Consider the following 21,134-nt stretch of genomic DNA (forward strand, 5'->3'; position numbering starts at 1 on the left):
GCCGGCGAGGTCCTCGACGGTGGCGATCGCCCAGGCGTTGCCCTGCTTGGTCATCTTGCGCTGGAGGCCGGAGATGATGCCGCCGATGGTGACGACCGCGCCGTCCGGAAGGTCCCCGCCGGTCAGAGCGGCGATGGCCGCGTCCGACCGCTCGCCCAGCAACTGCCCGAGCCCGTCGAGCGGATGCGAGGAGACGTAGAGGCCCAGCATGTCGCGCTCGTCGGCCAGGAGGTGCGCGCGGTCCCACTCGATGTCCGAGAACTCCACGTCCAGCCCGAATCCGGGGGCGGACGGCTCCGTCGCCCCGCCGTTGTCCCCGGCCTCCCCGAAGAGGTCGAACTGCCCCTCGGCTTCTCTGCGTTTGACCGTCACGACATGGTCGATCATCGACTCGTAACGCTCCATGAGCCCTTTGCGGGTATGGCCCATGCCGTCGAAAGCGCCCGACTTGATCAGGGATTCCGTGGTGCGCTTGTTGCAGGCGGCGGCGTCGACCTTGTCGAGGTAGTCCGGAAAGGAGCGGAACCTCCCCTGCGAGCCGCGCGAGCGGATCACCGAATCCACCACGCTCTGCCCGACGTTGCGGACAGCCGTCAGTCCGAACCGGATCTGATCGTCGCCCCTCGGCGTGAAGTTCGCGTCGGACTCGTTCACGTCGGGCGGAAAGACCCGGATGCCCATCTTCCGGCACTCATTGAGATAGAGCGCCATCTTGTCCTTGTCGTCACGCACCGACGTCAGCACGCCCGACATGTACTCGGCCGGGTAATTGGCCTTCAGGTAGGCCGTCCAGTACGAGACGAGCGCGTACGCGGCGGCGTGCGCCTTGTTGAAGGCGTACCCGGCGAACGGGACCAGGACGTCCCACACCGCCTGCACGGCCTCGTCGGAATAGCCCCGCTCCCGGCAGCCCGCCCGGAACGGCACGAACTCCTTGTCGAGCACTTCCTTCTTCTTCTTGCCCATCGCGCGGCGCAGCAGATCGGCCTGGCCCAGCGAATACCCCGCGAGGATCTGCGCCGCCTTCTGCACCTGCTCCTGATAGACGACCAGGCCGTAGGTGATTCCGAGTACGTCCCGCAGCGGCTCCGCCACCTCGGGGTGGATCGGGGTGATCTTCTGCTGCTCGTTCTTGCGGAGCGCGTAATTGGTGTGCGAGTTCATGCCCATCGGGCCCGGCCGGTACAGCGCGGTGACCGCGGTGATGTCCTCGAAGTGGTCGGGTTTCATCAGCCGGAACAGCGAACGCATGGCGTTCCCGTCGAATTGGAAGACGCCGAGGGTGTCGCCGCGCCCCAGCAGGCCGAAGGTCGCGGCGTCGTCGAGCGGCAGGTCCAGGAGTTCGAGGCCGATGCCCCTGTTCTGCCGGATGAGCTTGACGGCGTCGTCCATGATCGTGAGGTTGCGCAGGCCCAGGAAGTCCATCTTGAGCAGGCCGAGCGACTCGCACTGGGGGTAGTCCCACTGCGTGATCGTCACCCCGTCGGTGTGCCGTACCCAGACCGGCACATGATCGGTGACCGGCTCGCTGGACATGATCACGCCGGCCGCGTGCACGCCCATCTGCCGGACCAGGCCCTCGACGCCCTTGGCGGTGTCGATGACCTTCTTGACGTCCGGCTCGCTCTCGTACATCCCCCGGATCTCGCCCGCCTCGCTGTAACGGGGGTGTTCGGGATCGGTGATTCCGCTGAGCTCGATGCCCTTTCCGCCGACGTCGGCGGGCATGGCCTTGGTGAGCCGGTCGCCCATCGCGTACGGATATCCGAGGACGCGCGCGGAGTCCTTGATGGCGTTCTTCGCCTTGATCTTTCCGTACGTGCCGATCATGGCGACCTTGTCGGCGCCGTATTTCTCGGTCGCATACCGGATCACCTCACCGCGCCTGCGCTCGTCGAAGTCGATATCGACATCGGGCATGGAGACGCGCTCGGGGTTGAGGAACCGCTCGAAGATCAGCCCGTGTTCGATCGGGTCCAGGTCGGTGATGCCCATCGCGTACGACACCAGTGAACCCGCCGCCGAGCCCCGGCCGGGGCCGACCGCGATGCCGTTGTTCTTGGCCCACATGATGAAGTCGGCGACCACGAGGAAGTAACCCGGAAACCCCATCTGGACGACGATGTCCATCTCGTACTCCGCCTGCCGCTGATAGCCCGCTTCCCAGCCGCCGGGGAACCGCCGCCGCATTCCCCTGGCCACTTCCTCCCGGAACCAGGTGACCTCGGTGTACCCCTCGGGCACCTCGAACTTGGGCATCAGGTCGCGTTTCTCGAACATGCCGGCCGTATCGATCTGCTCGGCGACCAGCGATGTATTGGCGCACCCCTGCTGCCAGGCGTCGGAGGAGTCGATGGCGTACATCTCGTCCGAGGACTTCAGGTAGTAGCCGGTGCCGTCGAAGCGGAAGCGGTCCGGGTCGGAGAGGTTCTTGCCGGTCTGGATGCACAGCAGCGCGTCGTGCGCGGACGACTCGTGCGCGTACGTGTAATGCGAGTCATTGGTCACCAGCGGCGGAATTCCCAGCTTCCGGCCGATCTCCAGCAGCCCGTCCCGGACCCGGCGCTCGATCTCGATGCCGTGGTCCATCAGCTCCAGGAAATACCGGCCCTCGCCGAAGATGTCCTTGTAGTCGGACGCGGCGCGCATCGCCTCGGTGAACTGACCGAGCCGCAGCCGCGTCTGGACCTCGCCGGAGGGGCAGCCGGTGGAGGCGATCAGCCCCTCGGACCACCGCGCGACGGTCTCCCTGTCCATGCGCGGCCACTTCTGGAGCCAGCCCTCGGCGTACGCGTCCGAGGAGAGCTTGAACAGGTTGTGCAGCCCTGTGCTGTCGGCCGCCCAGATCGTCTTGTGCGTGTAGCCGCCCGAACCGGACACGTCATCGCGCTTCTGATGCGGCTGGCCCCACCGCACCTTGCGCTTGTCGCGGCGGGACCCCGGAGCGACGTACGCCTCGATACCGATGATCGGCGTCACCCCCGCCCGCCGGGCGGAGTGGAAGAAGTCGTACGCGCCGTGCAGGTTGCCGTGGTCGGTCATCGCGATGTGCGTCATGCCCATCTCATTGCACGCGTTGAACATGTCCCGCAGTCGGGCGGCGCCGTCCAGCAGCGAGTACTGGGTGTGGACATGCAGATGGGTGAAGGGCTGCGGCATGCGGCACACCGTACCCCAGGTTTGAACATTCGTTCAGGACGTATGTTCAGGACGAGGGGATGCCGGGAGCGGACGTTCATGCCGGAAGTCCGGGACGGACGCTCAGGGCGTGCGCCCGGGGCGCGCGTTCGAAGGAGAATGTGCTGTGCGGCACCCTCGCGCGGCGTGCGCTACAGGGGTCGGAGACCTTACGATTGACGGGCTCACGCCGTGTCACATGCGCCCCTCCATGGCCGAATGCGGACCGTAGTTTTCCGCTTCGGGGTTCCATTCGAACGGACGATCAGTAGCCTCGGCTCAACACACCCGCGATGAGCTGGAGCGACTGACTGATGGAGCGTCCTACCTGGGCCCCCCAGGGAATCGACCTGTCTGTGCCGAGCGTGTCCCGGATCTACGACTACTACCTGGGCGGCTCGTACAACTTCGAGGCCGACCGCGAGGCCGGCCGCAGGGCGATCGAGGCATTTCCCGGACTGCCGAAGGTCATGCAGGCCAACCGCGCCTTCATGCGGCGCGCCGTGCGCCACGCCATCGGCGAGGGTGTGAACCAGTTCCTGGACATCGGCTCCGGCATCCCCACCTTCGGCAACGTCCACGAGATAGCCCGAGCGGCGGACCCCGCCGCCCGGGTGGTCTACGTCGACCACGACCCGGTGGCCGTCGCCCACAGCCGGGCCGTGCTCGACGGCGAAGAGCAGGCCGCCATCGTCTCCGCCGATCTCCGCGCCCCCCACGAGATCCTGGGGAGCCCCGAGGCCGGCCGGCTGCTCGACCTCGATCGCCCGGTCGCGCTCCTGCTCGTGGCCGTGCTCCACTTCATGGAGGACAAGGACGACCCCTGGAAGGCGGTCGCCCGGCTGCGCGACGCGCTGGCCCCGGGCAGTCTGCTGGTCCTGACGCACGCCTCCCTTGAGGGCGGGCCGCGGAAGCCGGAGGAAGGTGAAGGAGTGCAGGACGTGTACCGCAAGGCCGGCGCGCCGCTGCTGATGCGCTCGCGGGAGGACGTGGCCCGGTTCTTCGACGGGTTCGAGATCCTCGACCCCGGTCTGGTGTCGATGCCGTACTGGCGGCCGGACGCCGCCGACACTCCCGAGGGCTCCGACGAGGACCCCGTGGTCTTCAGCGGATTCGCCGGCGTGGGGCGTAAGCAGTGAACGTCGCACGGGGCGGCCGGGGCGGCAGACAGCTGGCACGGAGCACAGCCGACGAGGACCGGCTCCAGCGGTTCGCCGCCATCTGGAGCCGCGCCATCTACCCGGCCACCACCACCTCCATGACGCGCGCCGAGTTCGAGGGCTACCTCGTACCGCTGGCGGGCCGGCTCAGCGACGCGCTGCGCGCCCAGCCCTTCGACGCCGCACCCGCCGCCGGCATCGGGGCGGCCCTCGTCGACGCCCACTGCACCGACCCCGAGGCGCTGCCCCTGATCCTCAGCGTCATCGACGCCTACCTGGTGCTCTACTGCCCGCCCGGCGATGAACTGCCCGCCGAGGAGAGCCGCTCCCGCTGCGCCCGCCTCCAGCACGGCGTCGCCGCCGGCTTCGCCCGCGCCCTGCGCGAGCGCACCCGCACCGAGCAGGAGGCCATCACCCGGGCGGCGCTGGGCGCGCGGGCCGAGACCGAACAGGCGCTGCACGTCAGCGAGGCCCGGTTCCGCGCGGTGTTCGAGGCCGCGGCCGTCGGCATCGGGATCGCCGACGTCGACGGCACGGTCCTGGAGGTCAACGACGCGCTGGCCCGGATGTTCGGCGGCATGGAGCACCTCGCCAGCGGCGGCCGGGCCACCGACTGGGGACACCCCGAGGACTCGCCCGAGGTCTGGGGCCTGTACCGCGAACTCGTCCGCGGCGACCGCGACCACTACCGCATCGAGAAGCCCTACGCCCGCGGCGACGGCAGCGTCCTGTGGACCACGCTCACGGTCTCCCTCCTGCGGGACGCCGACGGCGAGCCCAAGTACCAGATCGCGCTGATGGAGGACATCACCGAGCGGCGGCGGCTGCACGAACGGCTGTGCTACGAGGCCCGCCATGACGCCCTCACCGGCCTGCCCAACCGCACCATGTTCTTCGAACACCTCGACCGTGCCCTCGCGAGCGGCCCCGACGGCGCGGGCGGCGACCGCGTCGGCGTGTGCTACCTGGACATCGACGGCTTCAAGGCCGTCAACGACAGCCTCGGCCACGCCGTCGGCGACGAACTGCTGGTCGCCGTCGCGGAACGGCTGCGCGCCTGCGCCACCGCCCCCGGCGAACTCGTGGCACGCCTCGGCGGCGACGAATTCGTCGGCCTCGTCACCGGCGCGTCCGCGAACGCCGACGTCACCGCGCTCGCCCGCCGGATGCTGCGCGCCCTCGCCGAGCCCGTGCACCTCGAAGGGCGCGAGCTGTCCGTACGGGCCAGCATCGGCGTCGTCGAGGGCAAGGCCGGCACGGCGGGCACCCGGGGCGCCGCTGAGGTGCTGCGCAGCGCCGACATCACGATGTACCGCGCCAAGGCCGCCGGCGGCAACCGCTACGAACTCGCCGACGCGGCCTGCGACGCCCGCGCCATCGCCCGGCACTCCCTCACCAACTGCCTGCCCGCGGCCCTGGACAACGGCGAGTTCTTCATCGAGTACCAGCCGCTGGTACGGCTCGGCGACGGCGTCGTACGCGGCGCCGAGGCGCTCGTACGGTGGCTGCACCCGGTGCACGGGGTCCTCGGCCCCGACCAGTTCATCCCGCTCGCCGAGTCCACCGGGCTGATCGTGCCGCTCGGCCGCTGGGTCCTCCAGGAGGCGGCCCGGCAGGCCCGCGCCTGGCGGCACGCCGAGGGGGACGGGCCGGACGCCGCGCCGCTGCGCGTCAACGTCAACCTGTCACCCGCCCAGCTCTGCTACCCGGGGCTGGTCGCCGAGACGGTCGAAGTGCTCGCCGACGCGGGGCTCGACCCCGCCGCCCTGTGCCTGGAAGTCACCGAGAACGCCCTGATCGGCGCGGACGAGGACGCCCTGCGACCGCTGCGCCAACTCGCCGACCTCGGCGTGGACATCGCCCTGGACGACTTCGGAACCGGCTACTCCAACCTCTCCTACCTGCGCAGACTGCCGGTCTCCACGCTCAAGCTCGACCGCTCTTTCACGCGCGGCATGCAGTGCTCGCCCGCCGACCCCGTCGATGTGAAGATCGTCGAGGGAATCGTCTCGCTCGCCCACACGCTCGACCTCTCGGTGACGGTCGAGGGAGTGGAGACGGGGAGCCAGGCCGAGTGCCTGCGCGTACTGGGCTGCGACACCGCCCAGGGCTGGTACTACGCACGCCCCGGGCCGCCCGAGCGCCTGCACACGCTCTCGCTCGTGGACGCGGCGTCGTAGGCGGCGCGAATCCGTGAGCGTCGTGGGCTCATGCGGCTGTGGGCCTGTGGGCTTGCGGGGCTACGGGCCTACGGGAGGGCGTCGCGGGTCGTCGAGCTGGTCGCGCTCCTCGTCCGTGAGCAGCCGCGAACGGATCAGGAAACGCACCCCCTCGGGGGCTTCGAGCGAGAAGCCCCCGCCGCGCCCCGGCACCACATCCACCGTCAGGTGGGTGTGGTGCCAGCGCTCGAACTGGTCGGCCGACATCCAGAAGCCGATCGGTTCGGCCACCCCGTCGACGTCCAGCGAGGCGAGCAGGACGTCGGAGGAGCCCGTACGGAACTCACCGGCCGGGAAGCACATGGGTGAGCTGCCGTCGCAGCAGCCGCCGGACTGATGGAACATCAACGGGCCGTGCTCGGCGCGCAGTTGACACAGCAGCCGGGCGGCGGCCGGGGTCAGCGCGATGCGTGACGCGAGGGTCATGGAGGTCTCCTCCGGGGTCTTCGCCGGGAACCGGTTCCCTGTCAGGAGAGCAGGGCTCCCGTTGCAGGGACGTTGCGAGCCGTCTTCCGGGATATAGCGTTCCACCGCGTTTCGGGACGTCGTGGTCCGGGACATCGCGGTCCGGAATGCCGTGGTTCGGGGCACTGTGGTCCGGGGCATCGTGGGATTCAGCCGATACGGATGTGGCGGGCGCTCGTCGCGTACTGGCGCAGCCGTGTACGCAGCGGGCCGTCGGTGTTCGCCGCGATCGGCAGTCCGGCCGAGCGCGCGATGTGCTCGGCGAGGCGTACGACCGGCGTGCGGTCGGTGTGGAGATGCTCGGCGAACTCCGGTTCCCGCAGCCGCTTCAGGCAGTCGTCGAGCCGGGCCACGGCGAAGCTCTCCGTCTTCAGGCCGAACCCGAACCCCCGCTGCCTCAGCCGTCGCAGCACCGTGGCGCGCTCGGCGAGCAGAGAGAAGTGGTGCACCTCGTGGCCGCCGTCGCGGAGTCTGCCGACGATCTCGGCGAAGTAGCCGGGATCGACGAGCGTCATCGGGACGATGACCGGGCCGGCGTGCTCGCGCAGGGTCAGGTCGAGCATGTCGTACACGCTCCGCCGCCAGGCCGGAAAGTCCTGGAAGTCGCTGCGCAGGGCCGGCGGCAGCATGCGGTGCAGCCCGAACCCGGCGTGCTCGGGGTCGCACACGACGCTGCCCGCGATCCGCCGGCGCAGCTCGAACGCGGTCTGAGTCTTGCCGCCCCCGAAAGGGCCGTTGATCCACAGCAGCATGCGGCCGACGATACCGCCGGCCCCGGCGGCGCGTCCCCTGCCCGGCGGCGGTCGCCGGGCAGGGGCCCGTGATCACGGACTCTGCTGCATGCGGTGCAGGGAGCCCACCAGCGCGTCCACCTCCTGCGAGGTGTTGTAGAGCGCGAACGACGCACGGACCGCGCTCTCCAGCCCGTAGTGGCGCAGGGCGGGCTGCGCGCAGTGGTGACCGGCCCGTACGGCGATCCCGTCCCGGTCCAGGCAGTCGGCGATCGCCGCCGGGTCCTGACCCGCGAGCGTGAACGTCAGCACGGCGATCCGGTCCGCCGCGGCGCCCAGGATCTCCAGGCCCGGCACGGTGGCCAGTGCCTGCTGCGCGTAGCCGGTCAGCGCCGTCTCGTACGCGGCGACGGCGTCCCGGTCGAAGGAGGTCAGCCACTGAAGGGCGGACAGCAGCCCGACCACGCCGCCGATGTTCCCGGTGCCCGCCTCCAGCCGGTGCGGTACCGCCGCGAACGTCGTCTCGCCGAAGTCGACCGACTCGATCATGTTGCCGCCGCCCTGCCACACCGGCATGGCCGCCAGGACCTCCGGCTTCGCGTACAGGGCGCCGATGCCCGTAGGGGCGAACAGCTTGTGACCCGAGAACGCGTAGAAGTCCGCGTCCAGCGCCTGGACGTCCACGGGCAGGTGGGCGACTGCCTGCGCGCCGTCCACCAGCACCTTCGCCCCGTACCGGTGTGCCAGCGCCGTCATCTGCGCGACGGGCGGAACGGTCCCGAGCACGTTCGAGGCGTGGCTGAGGGCGACCAGTTGCGTCCGCGACGAGAGCAGATCGGCGTACGCGTCCTGGTCGATCTCCCCTTCCGGCGTGAGCGGCACCGGCACCACCCGGGCCCGCCGCTCCTTGGCGATCAGCTGCCAGGGCACGATGTTGGAGTGGTGCTCCAGCACCGGGACGAGGATGTCGTCCCCGGGGCCGAGATTGGCCCGGCCCCAGCTCTGGGCGACGAGGTTGACCGCCTCCGTGGTGCCGCGGGTGAAGACGATGTCCTCGGGCGCGGCGGCCCCCAGGAAGTCGGCGACCGCCGCGCGGCCCGCCTCGTACGCCTCCGTCGCCTCACGGGCCATCGTGTGCGCGCCGCGGTGGATGTTGGAGTTGGCGGCGCCGTAGAAGGCGGCGAGCGCCTCGATCACCTGGCGGGGCTTCTGCGTGGTGGCCCCGTTGTCCAGCCAGACGAGGGGGTGCCCGTTCACGGTGCGGTGCAGGATCGGGATGTCCTGCCGGGCCGCCTCGGGGGAGAAGCCGCCGCGCCGGGCACCGGCGGCGCCGGGCGCGCCGGCCGCGCTCGTTGTCGGATAGCGGGGCATACCGGTCTCCGCGCCGAGGCCCTGCGCCGAGCCGAGGAGCGCGCCTTCGGACGCGCCCGCGGGCAGCGTGGCGGGGGGCGGGCTCCCGGCCATGACGCCGGGGGCGGCTTCGGGCGCGGCGGAGGGGACGGCGGCGGGCGTGGTCGCGGTTGTCGCGGCGGGCGCCGCGGCCGCGGGTGCGCCGAAGGCTCCGGTCGTGGGCGCTGCTCCGGTTCCGGTCGCGGGCAGCCAGTTCGTTCCGGCGGCGGGCGATGTTCCGGCCGGAGGCGCCCCGCCGGCCGCTGCCGTGGGTGTCGCTCCGGCTGTGGGCGCCCCGTTGGGCCCGGCTGACGGCACGCCGCCCGTTCCGGTCGGCGGCACGCCCGCCGCTCCCGCCGTCGACAGGCCGGCGAGCAGGCGCGCGGCCTCGGACAGGCTCTCGCTCCCGGGAACGCCCGTCCTGACGTCAGGAGTAGTCATGGTAGTTCGACACCTCGACGTTCTGGAGCACGGCGCTGGCGTCCTCCACCAGGACCGCGGTGTTGAAGTACGCCGTCATCAGATGCGAGGTGATGCCCTTCTGGTCGGTGCCCATGTTGCGCATGGACAGACCCGGTTCGACCTCGTCCGGGATGCCGGCCGGGCGCAGGCCCACGACGCCCTGCTCGGCCTCGCCCACCCGCATCAGCAGGATCTCGGTGGTGCCGGCGCACTCCGATCCCGCGAACCGCACCTTGTCGGAGGGCAGCAACGGGACGCCGCGCCAGGTCAGCAGCGGACTGCCGAACCGGCTGTCGGTGACCGGGGGCACACCCCGGCGGGTACATTCGCGGCCGAACGCGGCGATGGCCTTGGGGTGGGCGACGAAGTAGCCCGGCTGCTTCCAGACCTTGGCGAGCAGGTCGTCCAGGTCGTCGGGGGTCGGCGAACCCGTGCGCGTCTGTACGCGCTGGCCCGGGGCGACATTGTTGAACAACCCGAACTCGGGGTGGTTCAGGAGCATCGCCTCCTGGCGCTCGCGCAGCGCCTGGATGGTCAGGTTGGCCTGCGAACGGGTCTGGTCCATCGGCTCGTTGTACAGGTCGGCGACCCGGCTGTGCACGCGCAGCACGGTCTGCGCGAGGCTCATGTGGTACTCGCGGGGTGAGTCCTCGTAGTCGACGTACGTACCCGGAAGCATCGGTTCCCCGACGTGTCCGGCGGTGAGATCCACCGGCACTTCGGAGCCGGGCTCGGGCATCTCCCCGGCGACGTACGAGTCGATCGCGGTACGTACGGCCTGGTCGCGCTCGGCCAGTGAGGCCAGCGCGCTGTGGTCGGCGCAGAGCGCCACCCCGGCGGTGAGGGCCCGGACCCGGTAGGGCATGGGGCAGGCGCGGGCCCACGCGTCGAGGTCGAAGAACTGGCCGTCGCAGACCACTTCGAGCAGCGCGTCCTGTCCGTACCGCCCGGTCACCCGCTTCTCGGCCCGGCCCCGGACGAGCACCCACAGCCGGTCGGCGGAGTCGCCCTCCTGCGCCAGTAACTGCCCTGCCTCGAAGTTGACTTCGGTGAACGCCTCGGCCAGTTCGTTGAGCAATCCCTGGTCGGCGTCGCGCAGATACGGGACCTCCCGCAGGTCTTCGGCGACGATGTGGTGCGCGTCGTTCTCGTCGTAGCAGCTGATCCGGTCGTCGCCGACGACGAATGTCCGGCGGCGGTTGACGCGGTAGACGCCGGACTCGACGTCGACCCAGGGCAGCGCGCGCAGCAGATACCGCGGCGTGATCGCCCGCATCTGCGGGGTGGTCTTGGTGGCGGTGGCCAGCTGCCGTGCGGCCTGGGGACTGAGACTCAATCGGTCGTTCATGGAAACCCCCTCATAGGCAGTGCGCGGTCCGGATGGCAGGCCAAAAACCGCGCACGGAACGATGCCCGATGGTCTTCTTGTCACCTCGTGTCCACAAGACGTCATTTTTCTGCAACAGGCTTGAAATATGCGGGTCGATGCTCCTGCAAATTCGTGTAGGGATGAACGATTCATGGGCAAAAAGTTCCATGACCACGTGTGCGGCCCCACGGCCCCGAGCCGCGCCCGGTCGGCGATGCGCGGACCGAGCGCGGCGGCCGTCCCGCATATGCGTCCAGAATCGGCCTGTGGCGAAGGCGGCCGGTCCCGTGCCCGACCGGACGGCCGCCGGGCGCGGCGGTCCCGCTGCCTCGACGGCCGGAGCGCTACTGGAGGTCTGGACCGCTTCGGCTACAGTGACCTGCTGTTATTCAGATGCGCCCGGGTCCGTGCGGCCCGGGAGACGGGAAGGAAGAACTATGCGTCGACGTACGTCCACGCTCGCCGCGTCCGCGGTACTGGCCGGCGGACTCCTGTTCGCGGCTGTCCCCGCGCAGGCCGCGCCCGCCGCCGACACCGCCACGATGGCGGCCCGCGGCAAGGTCACGTGCAACGTGAAGAAGATGCGCGCGGAGATCAGCGCCCTCAAGGACAAGGCCAACAAGTACGCGCAGATGGGCGACAAGCAGCGGGCCAAGGAGACGCGCGCCAAGGCGAATGCCAAGCAGCGCCAGCTCCAGGCGTGCATTGACGCCGACAACAACAGCTCCGGCCCGTTCGGCTGATCGGCCGCCGGCTGGAACGTATGCCTTGACAGCCCCCGCCCGGCGATGCTTTCGCCGGGCGGGGGCTGTTGTGCGCACGGACGCACCGGTATGGGTAGGCGCTTTCGCGCAGCGGGTGCTTCGGGCGGGCGTGGGTCGATCATCGTCACCCCGCCGTCGGTGGTGAGGGCCACTCCGTTGACGTAGGAGGCGGCGGGGGAGGGCGGCGGAGAAGAAGTGGGGAGAGAAGAAGCGGGGGAGAAGCGCGCCGCGCCCGTGCCGGGAGCAGGGGGTACATGTCAAGATCCCTCGCATGGCGACACTGAGCGAGCTCCTCCCCGTCGAGGCCGTCCGGCTGGACGTCCCGGCGCCGGACTGGCGGGCAGCGGTACGGGCCGCGGGCGACCTGATGGTCGCCACGGGCGCCTGCACCGCCGACTACACGGCGGAAATGATCCGGAACGTGGCCGAGAACGGGCCGTACATCGTGCTCTCGCCCGGCTTCGCGTTCGCTCACGCACGGCCGTCGTCCGCCGTGCTGCGGACCGGTATGTCGTGGGTGCGACTCCGGCAGCCCGTGGAGTTCGGACACGAGACGAACGATCCGGTGACCCTGGTCGCCGGCCTCGCGGCGCGGGACGCGAGCGCGCATACGGCAGCGATGGCCGAATTGGCGCGGCTGCTGGCGAATCCCGGCACCGAACGGGCGCTGCGCGAGGCCCGTACGCCACGGGAATTGCACGCCGTACTGACGGGGGACGGGGAGCCGGAACCCGTCGGGGCGGAGCCGCCGCCGCAGGCGGAGTCCGGCCCCGCCGTGCACAAGATCCTGACCGTGTGCGGCAACGGCCTGGGCACGAGCCTGTTCCTGAAGAACACGCTGGAGCAGGTGCTCGATCGCTGGGGCTGGTCCCGGTACGTCACGGTCGAGGCCACCGACACCGTCTCGGCCAAGGGCAAGGCGGCCGAGGCCGTCGCCATCCTCACCTCCGGGGAGATCGCGCGGACCCTCGGCGACGTGGGCGTACCGGTGAAGGTGGTCGAGGACTTCACCAGCGCGGCCGAGGCCGACGCCGTACTCAGAGACACCTACGACGTGTGAGAACGGGACGCGTCCGAGAAGGGAACCGGGGCCGGGGCTGGGACTGGGGCTGGGATTGGAGCCGGGGCCGGGACTGAGGTCGGTCCGGGACTGAGGCCGGGACGGGAACTCTGACGAAAGGCAGTACGGACATGGACTGGCTCGTATCCCTCGCGAAGTTCCTCGTGAACGAGATCCTCAGCCAACCCGCCTACCTGATCGGCCTCATCACGGCCGCCGGCCTGATCGCGCTGCGGAAGCCGGCCGGACAGGTCATAGCCGGGGCGATCAAGTCGACGCTGGGCTTTCTGCTGATCGGCGCGGGCGCGGGGCTCGTGGTCAAGTCCCTGGGGCCGCTGGGGGAGATGATCCAGGGGGCGACAGGTGCGCACGGTGTGATCCCGACCAACGAGGCGATCGTCGGCATCGCCCAGGCCCAGTACGGCGCGCGCGTCGCCTGGCTGATGATCCTCGGGTTCGGGGTCAGCCTGCTGCTGGCCCGGTTCACACCGCTGCGCTATGTGTTCCTGACTGGCCATCACATGCTGTTCATGGCCACCTTGCTGACCATGGTGCTGGCCACGTCCGGGCTGCCGTCGGCGGCCGTGGTGATCGTCGGCGGGGTGCTGCTGGGCATCATGCTCGTCTCCATGCCGGCCTTCGCGCACCCATGGACACGGCGCATCACGGGCAACGACTCCGTCGCCATCGGCCACTTCGGCACTGCCGGGTACGTCGTCGCGGGCGCGGCCGGGCAGCTGGTGGGCCGGCGCAGCCGCAGCACCGAGGACATGAAGCTGCCGGAAGGGCTGCGCTTCCTGCGTGACTCGATGGTGGCCACCGCGCTGTCCATGGTGCTGATCTACGTCCTGATGGCCGTCGGCTACCTCGCCAAGGCGGGCCGGGCGGCGGCGTTCAAGGCGTTCGCCGCCGAGGGCGGCACGGCGGCCGACGGAGTCGGCGACTACCTGATGCAAGCCGTCATGCAGGGACTGCAATTCGGCATCGCCGTCGCCGTGATCCTCTTCGGCGTCCGTACGATCCTGGGTGAACTCGTCCCCGCCTTCCAGGGCATCGCCCGCAAGGTCGTACCGGGCGCGGTTCCCTCGCTGGACGCGCCGATCGTGTTCCCGTACGCGCAGAACGCCGTGCTCGTCGGCTTCGTCTCCAGCTTCCTCGGCGGTCTGGTCGGCCTCGGCCTGCTGTCCGCGCTCCTCGGCCCGGCCTTCGGCCTCTCCCTCGTCCTGCCCGGCCTCGTACCGCACTTCTTCACCGGCGGCGCGGCGGGCGTCTACGGCAACGCCACGGGCGGCAGGCGCGGCGCGGCGGTCGGCGCGTTCCTCAACGGCCTGCTGATCACCTTCCTGCCCGCGCTGCTGCTTGAGGTGCTCGGCTCCTTCGGCAAGGAGAACACCACGTTCGGGGACGCCGACTTCGGTTGGTTCGGCTCCCTGACCGGCAACGCCGCCAAGGCGGGCGGAGCCGGGGGAGTCGTCCTCCTGCTGCTCGTCGGCGCCGTCGTGCTGGGCGGCGCGGTACTGGTGCAGAAACGGGTCGTGCAACGGGGCTGGGACCCAGGCGCCCGCCGCGACGCCTACTTCCCGAAGGACGGCCCGCTGCCGGGCGACGCGGCACCGCCCGGTGGGGCTTCAGTCGCCGGGACCGCCCGGCCGTACGACCGGATCGCACCCCCGCCCGGCGCACCGAAGCCGCCCCCGCCTCCGGCTCCGCCGCTGCCTCCGTCGCGGGATCGGTGACACGTGACGGAGATGGACAGTCGGACGGCTTGGATGGCTTGGACGGCGCGGCCCACCGCTGCCCTTGTGGGACATATCTGTACGAGGGGCTGTGAAGCCACCCGCTACCGGCCCGGCCTGCCCCATATCCTCCGGGACGCCTTGACCTGCCCGGCCGGGACGGGGGAGGCGGCCGACGGCGAGGAGGTGTGCGGAGCCGCAGCGAGCTGGAGCCGCCGCGAACAGGCGCTCTTCTGTACGGCCGACAGCCCCGCGACCACCGCGCCCAGGACCAGCCACCCGGCGGGCCCGGTCGCCATCACCACCCCGGTCAGCAGCGGCGGACCGGCGGACTTCTGGATGGACTGGGACATCCCGGCCACTCCCAGATACGCGGCGCGGGCGTCCGGTGGCGCGAGCAGCACCGCCAGCTCCCACGAACTCACCGAACGCATCAGCTCCGCCATCGTGACGAGCAACGCCCCGAGCAGCAGGGCGGCCCCGGCTGCCCAGGCCCCGACCTGAGCAGCCGCCGCCACGGCCGCACAGCACGCGAACATCATCACCCCGTACAGCAACACCGCCCGCGTGGCCCGGTGCGGCCCCTCGGCCCGCCTCGACACGCTCAGCTGCAACACCACGACCAGCACGGTATTGATGATCAGGAAGGCCGGAACGAGGGCGTGCGGCGCCGACGTCCGGTCGACCAGCCACAGCGGCAGCCCGACGCTGAGCACCGAGTCGTCGAGATTCATCGCGATGTCCAGCAGCGCGAACCGCAGATAGCCGCGGTCCCGCCACGGACTCGCCGGACGGCCGACCGCCCCGCACCCCGGACGGTTCCCGCTCCCCAGGCCGTCCCCGTTCCCGTTCCCGTTCCCCGGACCGTTCCCGGTCGCGGCCTCTGGCGCGACTCCGGGGGCGTCATCGGTCGCCGCCGTACTCTTCGTGGAGCCGGACCGTGCCACCTCGACGCTGGTGGCCTGCGGCTCCCGGGCGCGCCAGACCAGCGCGGCGGCGGCGACGAACGACAGCGCGTCGCCCAGGATCAGCACCCGGTAGGCGCCGCCCGTCCCCACCGCCAGGCCGATGGCGGCGAGCCCCGCGCCGACCGCGTAACCCGCGTTGGCCGCGCTGCGCGACAGCGCCTGATAGGCCACGCGCCGCTCGCCCGCCGCCCGGGTGGCGAACAGCATCTCCAGCATCTTCGCGGCCCGGTCGCCCAGGTAGGTGACGGCGACGACCGGGAGCAGCGCCGCGAACTCGGTGCACACCAGCAGCAGACTGAGCGTCAGGAGGCGGAGCAGATGGGAGCCGATGAGTAGAGAGCGCACCGGGAAGCGGCCCGCCAGCCGCCCGGCCAGCGGGGAGCCGGCGATGCCCGCCACTCCGGCCGTGCCCAGCAGCACGCCGATTTGTTGGGCGCTCAGGTGGGTCACGAAGGTGAAGTACAGGACCGAGGACGAGGCCCACAGCCCTGACCCGGTCCGGTCGAGAGCCAGGGCGAGCAGCATGATCCGCGCATTGCGGCCGCCCGGCGGATCGCGCAGTTGGGCGATCAGTCCCTGCCTGTCCTTCTGGCCCCGCCTGCCAGTAATGCCGCCGCGCCGCATTGCCCGCCCCCTCGGATGTACCTCGACGTCAAGAGATCAAAAGATCGAGGGGTAGCCTGCCGGGCGTTAATCTCGATGTCAAGATACTTGATGTCGACAGACCTGGCGGGGGTGTCCAGCGCCCCGAGGGGCGCCGCGGCGGGCTTCGCGATGATCTCCGGAAGGCGCCGGCCCGCTTCGGCCGATCGCGGGGCCGGGGCGGCGCGAGCCCCGCGATCGGGTCCGGAATCGAGTGGCGAGGGCGGGCCGGCGCGACCTCAGCAGCTCAGATTGCCGCCGGTGGAGGTGCCCAGTATCTGGGTGAACCTACGGAAGGTGTCGATCCGGTTCTGGACCTGGCCCGGGTTGCCCCCGTTGCACTCCACCTTTCCGTTGATGCTCCGGATCGTCTCGCCGAAGCCGCGGTCGTTGACGATCGCGTCATGCGGCGTCATCGTGCCGGGGCCTTGCTGGGTGTTCCAGTACCAGAGCCCCGTCTTCCAGGCCACGGCCGGATCGGTCTGCACGAGGTTCGGGTTGTGCAGCAGGTCGATGCCGAGGGCGTCGCCGGCCGTCTTGTAGTTGTAGTTCCAGCTCAGCTGGATCGGCCCCCGCCCGTAGTAGGCCGCCTGTCCGGCAGGGCAGCCGTACGGCTTGCTGGGGTCGCAGTAGTGCGGGTAGTTGCTGGTGTCCTGCTCCACGACGTAGACGAGGCCGCCGGTCTCGTGGCTGACGTTGGCGAGGAAGGCCGCGGCCTCCCGCTTCTTGATGGTGTCGCTGCCCGTCTTCGCGAAGCCGGGGTAGGCGCCCAGGGCCGCCGTCAGACCCTTGTACGTATAGAACGAATTCCGCTTCGGGAACATCTGGTTGAACTGCGCCTCGCTCACCACGAAGTCCTTCGAGGGCGTGGTCGGGCCGCAGTTGTACGGCTCCCAGAACCAGGTGCTGATCACCGGGTCGTATCCCGGGTTGTCGTGCGTGGCCCGGTAGTAGTTGCCATTGGTGTACTTGACGACATCGCCGGTCCTGTACGACTTCCCGGCGGTCCACGTGGTGTAGTTGCAACTCGCGACAGTGGTGGCGGAGGCGGTGTCAGGGGCGGGGGCCGCCGTCGCGGACGGCGCCGCGACGGCGAGTGCGGCGGTGAACGCGGCGGCGGAGAGGATGGCTGCCATGCGCTGTCTCAGCAACACTTGATCACTCCTCAGTGCGGCAAGGGCCGCATGTGGTCGGCGTCGGACGACCCGACGCACGAGCGTGCATCCCTACGAGCATGATCCGGCCGGACACGACCGCAGGGATGAGGTACTCAACCGTTGCGGTCTGGACCAGTCAAGACCGCAGATCGACTACATGCCTCCTGACCGGCGCAAACGCGGCGTCAACTCCCGCCGCCACCGCTGTGAGGAGACCCGCCTAGCCAGACGGCGGGGAACTGGCACCCCCTCGCTCCAGCACGGAGATGGCACCGGCGGGGCAGACGCCCGCCGCCAGCCGGACCGACGCTTCCCGCCCGGAGGGCGGTTCGGCGTCCAGGACCAGCACCCGGCCGTCGTCGACGTCCTGATCGAAGACCTCGGGGACGCTGAGCACGCACATCCCGGCACCGACGCAGCGCTCCCGGTCGACACTGAGTTCCATCGGCCTACTCCTCGCCCCACGCGACGGGGAGCCGCTCCACGCCGTAGATGTTCATGGAAGTGCGCAGCGGCACTTCCTCCGGCGGAACGGTGAGCCGCAGTGACGGGAAGCGGGCGAACAGGGCCGGAATGGCGACCCGCATCTCCACCCGCGCCAGTTGCTGGCCCAGGCACTGGTGGACGCCGTGCCCGAACCCCAGATGGCCGGTGGCCTTGCGGCGCAGATCCAGGGCGTCGGGATCGGGGAACCGCAGCGGGTCGCGGTTGGCGGCCTGGAGCGAGACGGTGACGCACTCGCCGGCCTTGATCAACTGGCCGTCCAGTTCTATGTCTTCCAGCGCCGACCGCAACGTGGGGTCGGCGACGGTCAGATAGCGCATCAGCTCTTCCACGGCCTGGTCCGCGAGGTCCGGATCTGAGCGCAGGGCGTCGAGCTGATCCGGGTTGCTGAGAAGGGCGAAGGCGCCGTGGGCGATCATATTGGCGGTGGTGTCCAGGCCCGCGACCAGCAACAGGCTCCCGAGGCCCGCGAGTTCTTCATCGGTGAGATCACTGGCGGTCAGGTCGCTGATCAGGTCGTCGGTCGGCTCGGTGCGCTTGGCCAGCACCAGCTGGTGCAGATACTCCTGAAGCGCGGTCAGGGCCGTGTACTTCTCCTGCTCATCGGCATCCTGGGTGAGCACCGTCGTCGCGTGGTCCTGGAAGAATTCCCGGTCGGCATAGGGCACCCCCAGCAGCTCGCAGATCATCAGCGCTGGAACGGGCCGCGCGTACGCCTCCACCAGATCGGCCGACGTCCCCTGACGCTCCATCGCGTCGAGGTGCTCCGCCGTGATCTGCTCGACCCGCTCGGTGAGCGCGCGCATCCGGCGTACGGTGAAACTCCCGATGAGCAGCCGCCGATAGCGGGTGTGCTCCGGAGCGTCGATCCCGGTGAGGTCGCCGACCGACGCCGGGGGGATCTCGCCGATGTCCACAGTGGGGGAGTGCAGGAGTTCCTGGCGCGAGCTGAAGCGCCGGTCCGCGAGTATCCGCCGGGCCAAGGAGTGGCCGGTGGCCAGCCACCCCAAGTGCCCGTCGGCATAGCGCATCCGGACGAGCGGCCGCTCTTCGCGCAGCCGCCTCAACTCGGCGGGCGGGTCGAACGGGCAGCCTTGCGCGCGGTTCATCGGCAGCGTGACTGGCTCGGTGTGTGTCGGTGGTGCGTGGTGCATGGGGTCCTCCGGTTCAGAGTGCAGAGTGACGTGCCATGAGCGGTGCGACGCACGGTGCGTGATGTGACACGTGGTGCGTGATACGACGTGCGGCGCGCGGAGCACTGTGCAGTGCGGAGCAGCTCGTACAGGCGCGTACGAGCCGGCTCCCCGCTCGGCGCCGTGTCCGCCACGGGCCGAGCATCCAGCGGTAGGGGTGCGAGTCAACGGCCGCCGCGACGGCGGCTCGTCGAGGGCGGGAGCGCCCGGTTCGCGCGGCCCGGCGGGGTCGGACGCGGCGCGTCGAGCCTGGAGGGAGGGGCGGACGCGGTGCGTCAGCCCTCGGTGCATCAGTTCTGGCGTAGCGGCACCGGGACGTGGGACCCGGCGCGCCAGCCCTGGCGTATCGGCCCCGGGGTATGGGCTCTCCCACTGGTTCCGGCGCATGGAACCCGGCACATCAGCCTCGGCGCATGGGATCCGGCGCATCGGCCTCGGCGTATCGGACCCGATGCATCAGTCCGGTGCGTCAGTCCGATGTATCAGTCAGTTGCGTCAGTTCGGCGGTCAGGCGCGGTGAATCAGGATGTCGCCGATTCCGGTGCTGGCGCGTACCTCGACGGTCTCCTCTGCTGTGTCGGGGCCATCCGTCGTGCTCAGGGAGTTGCGTACGCTGCCGATGCCGGTCTTCACATCGAGCCAGGCGGCGGTGGACTCGCGGATGCCGATCTCGACATCGCCGATGGCGGCCTGGAGTGCGATATCGCCGCGCGTCACGTCGCCCACCCGGATGCCGCCGTTGGCGGACTTGGCGTCGACTCCGGCATGTGCGATTTCGACGGAGACGGTGCCGTTGGCCGCGTTCACGCGCAGGTCGCCGACGGCCTCGCCGATCTTGGTCTCGCCGTTGCCGTTCTTGATTCTCGCGGTGCCCCCGAACGTGCCGACTTCGATCCGGCCGGCCCCGGTTACATCGGCGTCCCCGGCCAGGTGGGCCGCGTAGATGTCCCCGTGGCCCGTCTTGAGGAACGAGGCCGCCGCCTCGTCGACCCGGATGTCGCCGAGCGACGTCTTGAGCCGGCACTCGCCGAGGCGGCCGGTGCAGACGAAGTCCGCCATGGGAGTGGTGCCGTGGAGATCCGAGCCGGCGGGCAGTTCGACGCTCACGTCGACCGATCCGGCCTTGCCGAACAGCGAACGCTTCTTGGGCCCCTTGACCAGCAACTTGCCGTCCGCGTACGTGACTTTGGTCTGCTGGGCGACGCGCACGTCGGCTTCCTCGGCCGCGTTGCTCGGCAGCACCTCGACGACCGTGTCGATGCGCTTGGTCGCGGCGATCCGGGCGGAACCGACGTCGAATTCAAGGGTGACGGAGATCGGTTCCGGAGTGTCGAAGGTAGGCATGGCTGTCCCGTCCTCATGGCTCAGGTATGCGTTCCCGCTGGTGGTGCGGGTGAAGGAGAAGTAGTGCCCGAACGCCGCTCCGGTGGGGAGCCGTCAGCGGACCCAGCCCGTGAAACCCTGCCGGCCCATATGGCGGCTGCGCCCCGGGGGCCGGCCGCGCTCCGTGGGTTCCAGGGCGGCGGCGACGGCCCGTACGAGCCAGGCGTTGACCGAGAGGCCCTCCTGCCCGGCCGCCTCCTCGACGCGCGTCTTGAGGTGCGCGGGAAGCCGCAAGTTGACGCGCGCCGTACCGCCTTCGTCGCCGTCCGAGGCCGAGGGGACCGGTGCCACGGGCGCCCGCGCGCCGCCGGGCGGATACTCATGCGCCCCCGCCTCCTCGAACCCCTCCAGCGCCGGCGGCGGTGTCACGACGAACTCGGGATCGAGTCCGCGCAGCCGTACGTCGACCGACCCCGGCGCCAGGTCACGGGTGACCTCGCCCATGGCGCTGGACAGCGCGTTCAGCAGCATGAGCCGGACGGCCGACTCAAGGGGCGTGGTGAGGCGCTCGGCGAGTTCGCGAGCCTCGTCCCCGCCCGTGTCCGCGGCGACCGCGAGTTCGTGCCGGAGGTTGTCGACGTACGGCGTGAGGTCCATGACGCCATCATGGCACCACAATGACACCATTGCAAGAGAGGGTGTGGCGCACTCTGGCGCCAGAGTGCGAGGGGTGCGTAAGACGGCCTGGTCGCAGTCCGAGCCGTGAGCCGGTCGGACTGCGACCAGGGCCCGAGCGGCGTGTCGGACGATCAGAG

General features: G+C 70.4%; 16 protein-coding genes. 5 read left to right on the plus strand and 11 right to left on the minus strand.

Going from position 1 to position 21,134, the window contains the following annotated elements:
- A partial coding sequence (gene dnaE, locus AB0I22_RS29335) for a DNA polymerase III subunit alpha (RefSeq protein WP_363133966.1) occupies nucleotides 1-3,159 on the minus strand: 3,159 nt, incomplete at its 3' end.
- 332 nt (nucleotides 3,160-3,491) lie between these two features.
- Between dnaE and AB0I22_RS29340 the strand changes: the two genes are divergently transcribed.
- Nucleotides 3,492-4,316: an SAM-dependent methyltransferase gene (locus AB0I22_RS29340; protein WP_363133967.1), complete on the plus strand. Its 825-nt coding sequence runs from the start codon at nucleotides 3,492-3,494 to the stop codon at nucleotides 4,314-4,316.
- On the plus strand, nucleotides 4,313-6,517 hold the full coding sequence (locus tag AB0I22_RS29345; protein WP_363133968.1) for an EAL domain-containing protein: 2,205 nt from the start codon (nucleotides 4,313-4,315) through the stop codon (nucleotides 6,515-6,517). The genes AB0I22_RS29340 and AB0I22_RS29345 overlap by 4 nt, the downstream gene beginning before the upstream one ends.
- Before the next feature lie 60 nt (nucleotides 6,518-6,577).
- Here AB0I22_RS29345 and AB0I22_RS29350 read toward each other — a convergent pair whose 3' ends face one another.
- The 4 genes from AB0I22_RS29350 to AB0I22_RS29365 form a co-directional block, all read right to left on the minus strand.
- The gene (locus AB0I22_RS29350; protein WP_363133969.1) at nucleotides 6,578-6,982 is read right to left on the minus strand and encodes a DUF779 domain-containing protein; all 405 of its coding nucleotides are present in this window, start codon (nucleotides 6,980-6,982) and stop codon (nucleotides 6,578-6,580) included.
- A gap of 188 nt (nucleotides 6,983-7,170) precedes the next feature.
- Nucleotides 7,171-7,773 carry an AAA family ATPase gene (locus tag AB0I22_RS29355; protein ID WP_363133970.1) on the minus strand — a complete coding sequence of 201 codons (603 nt, stop codon included), beginning with the start codon at nucleotides 7,771-7,773 and terminating at the stop codon, nucleotides 7,171-7,173.
- Nucleotides 7,774-7,845: 72 nt separating this feature from the next.
- Nucleotides 7,846-9,582, minus strand: a complete 1,737-nt coding sequence (locus tag AB0I22_RS29360) for a cysteine desulfurase (RefSeq protein WP_363133971.1) — start codon at nucleotides 9,580-9,582, stop codon at nucleotides 7,846-7,848.
- Nucleotides 9,569-10,951 carry a family 2B encapsulin nanocompartment shell protein gene (locus AB0I22_RS29365; RefSeq protein ID WP_363133972.1) on the minus strand — a complete coding sequence of 461 codons (1,383 nt, stop codon included), beginning with the start codon at nucleotides 10,949-10,951 and terminating at the stop codon, nucleotides 9,569-9,571. Before AB0I22_RS29365 ends, AB0I22_RS29360 begins: the two co-directional genes overlap by 14 nt.
- Nucleotides 10,952-11,409: 458 nt before the next feature.
- Between AB0I22_RS29365 and AB0I22_RS29370 the strand changes: the two genes are divergently transcribed.
- The 3 genes from AB0I22_RS29370 (at nucleotide 11,410) to AB0I22_RS29380 (ending at nucleotide 14,532) form a co-directional block, all read left to right on the plus strand.
- Nucleotides 11,410-11,715 (plus strand): hypothetical protein, encoded by a 306-nt coding sequence (locus tag AB0I22_RS29370; RefSeq protein WP_363133973.1) that lies wholly within the window; start codon nucleotides 11,410-11,412, stop codon nucleotides 11,713-11,715.
- Between the two features lie 292 nt (nucleotides 11,716-12,007).
- The gene (locus AB0I22_RS29375; RefSeq protein WP_363133974.1) at nucleotides 12,008-12,796 is read left to right on the plus strand and encodes a PTS sugar transporter subunit IIA; all 789 of its coding nucleotides are present in this window, start codon (nucleotides 12,008-12,010) and stop codon (nucleotides 12,794-12,796) included.
- 131 nt (nucleotides 12,797-12,927) lie between these two features.
- Nucleotides 12,928-14,532 (plus strand): PTS ascorbate transporter subunit IIC, encoded by a 1,605-nt coding sequence (locus AB0I22_RS29380; RefSeq protein WP_363133975.1) that lies wholly within the window; start codon nucleotides 12,928-12,930, stop codon nucleotides 14,530-14,532.
- Nucleotides 14,533-14,636: 104 nt separating this feature from the next.
- On the opposite strand, the gene AB0I22_RS29385 is transcribed toward AB0I22_RS29380, so the two are convergent.
- The 6 genes from AB0I22_RS29385 to AB0I22_RS29410 form a co-directional block, all read right to left on the minus strand.
- Nucleotides 14,637-16,124, minus strand: coding sequence for an MFS transporter (locus tag AB0I22_RS29385; protein WP_363133976.1), 1,488 nt, complete (start codon nucleotides 16,122-16,124; stop codon nucleotides 14,637-14,639).
- A 257-nt stretch (nucleotides 16,125-16,381) separates the two neighbouring features.
- Nucleotides 16,382-17,293 carry a glycoside hydrolase family 19 protein gene (locus AB0I22_RS29390; protein WP_363134058.1) on the minus strand — a complete coding sequence of 304 codons (912 nt, stop codon included), beginning with the start codon at nucleotides 17,291-17,293 and terminating at the stop codon, nucleotides 16,382-16,384.
- Between the two features lie 226 nt (nucleotides 17,294-17,519).
- Entirely contained in the window at nucleotides 17,520-17,744 is a 225-nt protein-coding gene (locus tag AB0I22_RS29395) for a ferredoxin (protein WP_363133977.1), read from the minus strand.
- A 4-nt stretch (nucleotides 17,745-17,748) separates the two neighbouring features.
- Nucleotides 17,749-18,912 (minus strand): cytochrome P450, encoded by a 1,164-nt coding sequence (locus AB0I22_RS29400; protein WP_363133978.1) that lies wholly within the window; start codon nucleotides 18,910-18,912, stop codon nucleotides 17,749-17,751.
- A gap of 591 nt (nucleotides 18,913-19,503) precedes the next feature.
- Nucleotides 19,504-20,340: a DUF4097 family beta strand repeat-containing protein gene (locus AB0I22_RS29405; protein WP_363133979.1), complete on the minus strand. Its 837-nt coding sequence runs from the start codon at nucleotides 20,338-20,340 to the stop codon at nucleotides 19,504-19,506.
- A gap of 93 nt (nucleotides 20,341-20,433) precedes the next feature.
- Nucleotides 20,434-20,976: a hypothetical protein gene (locus tag AB0I22_RS29410; RefSeq protein ID WP_363133980.1), complete on the minus strand. Its 543-nt coding sequence runs from the start codon at nucleotides 20,974-20,976 to the stop codon at nucleotides 20,434-20,436.
- Between the last annotated feature and the right edge of the window lie 158 nt (nucleotides 20,977-21,134).

The sequence above is a fragment of the Streptomyces sp. NPDC050610 genome (assembly GCF_040654875.1).
Lineage (GTDB): Bacteria > Actinomycetota > Actinomycetes > Streptomycetales > Streptomycetaceae > Streptomyces.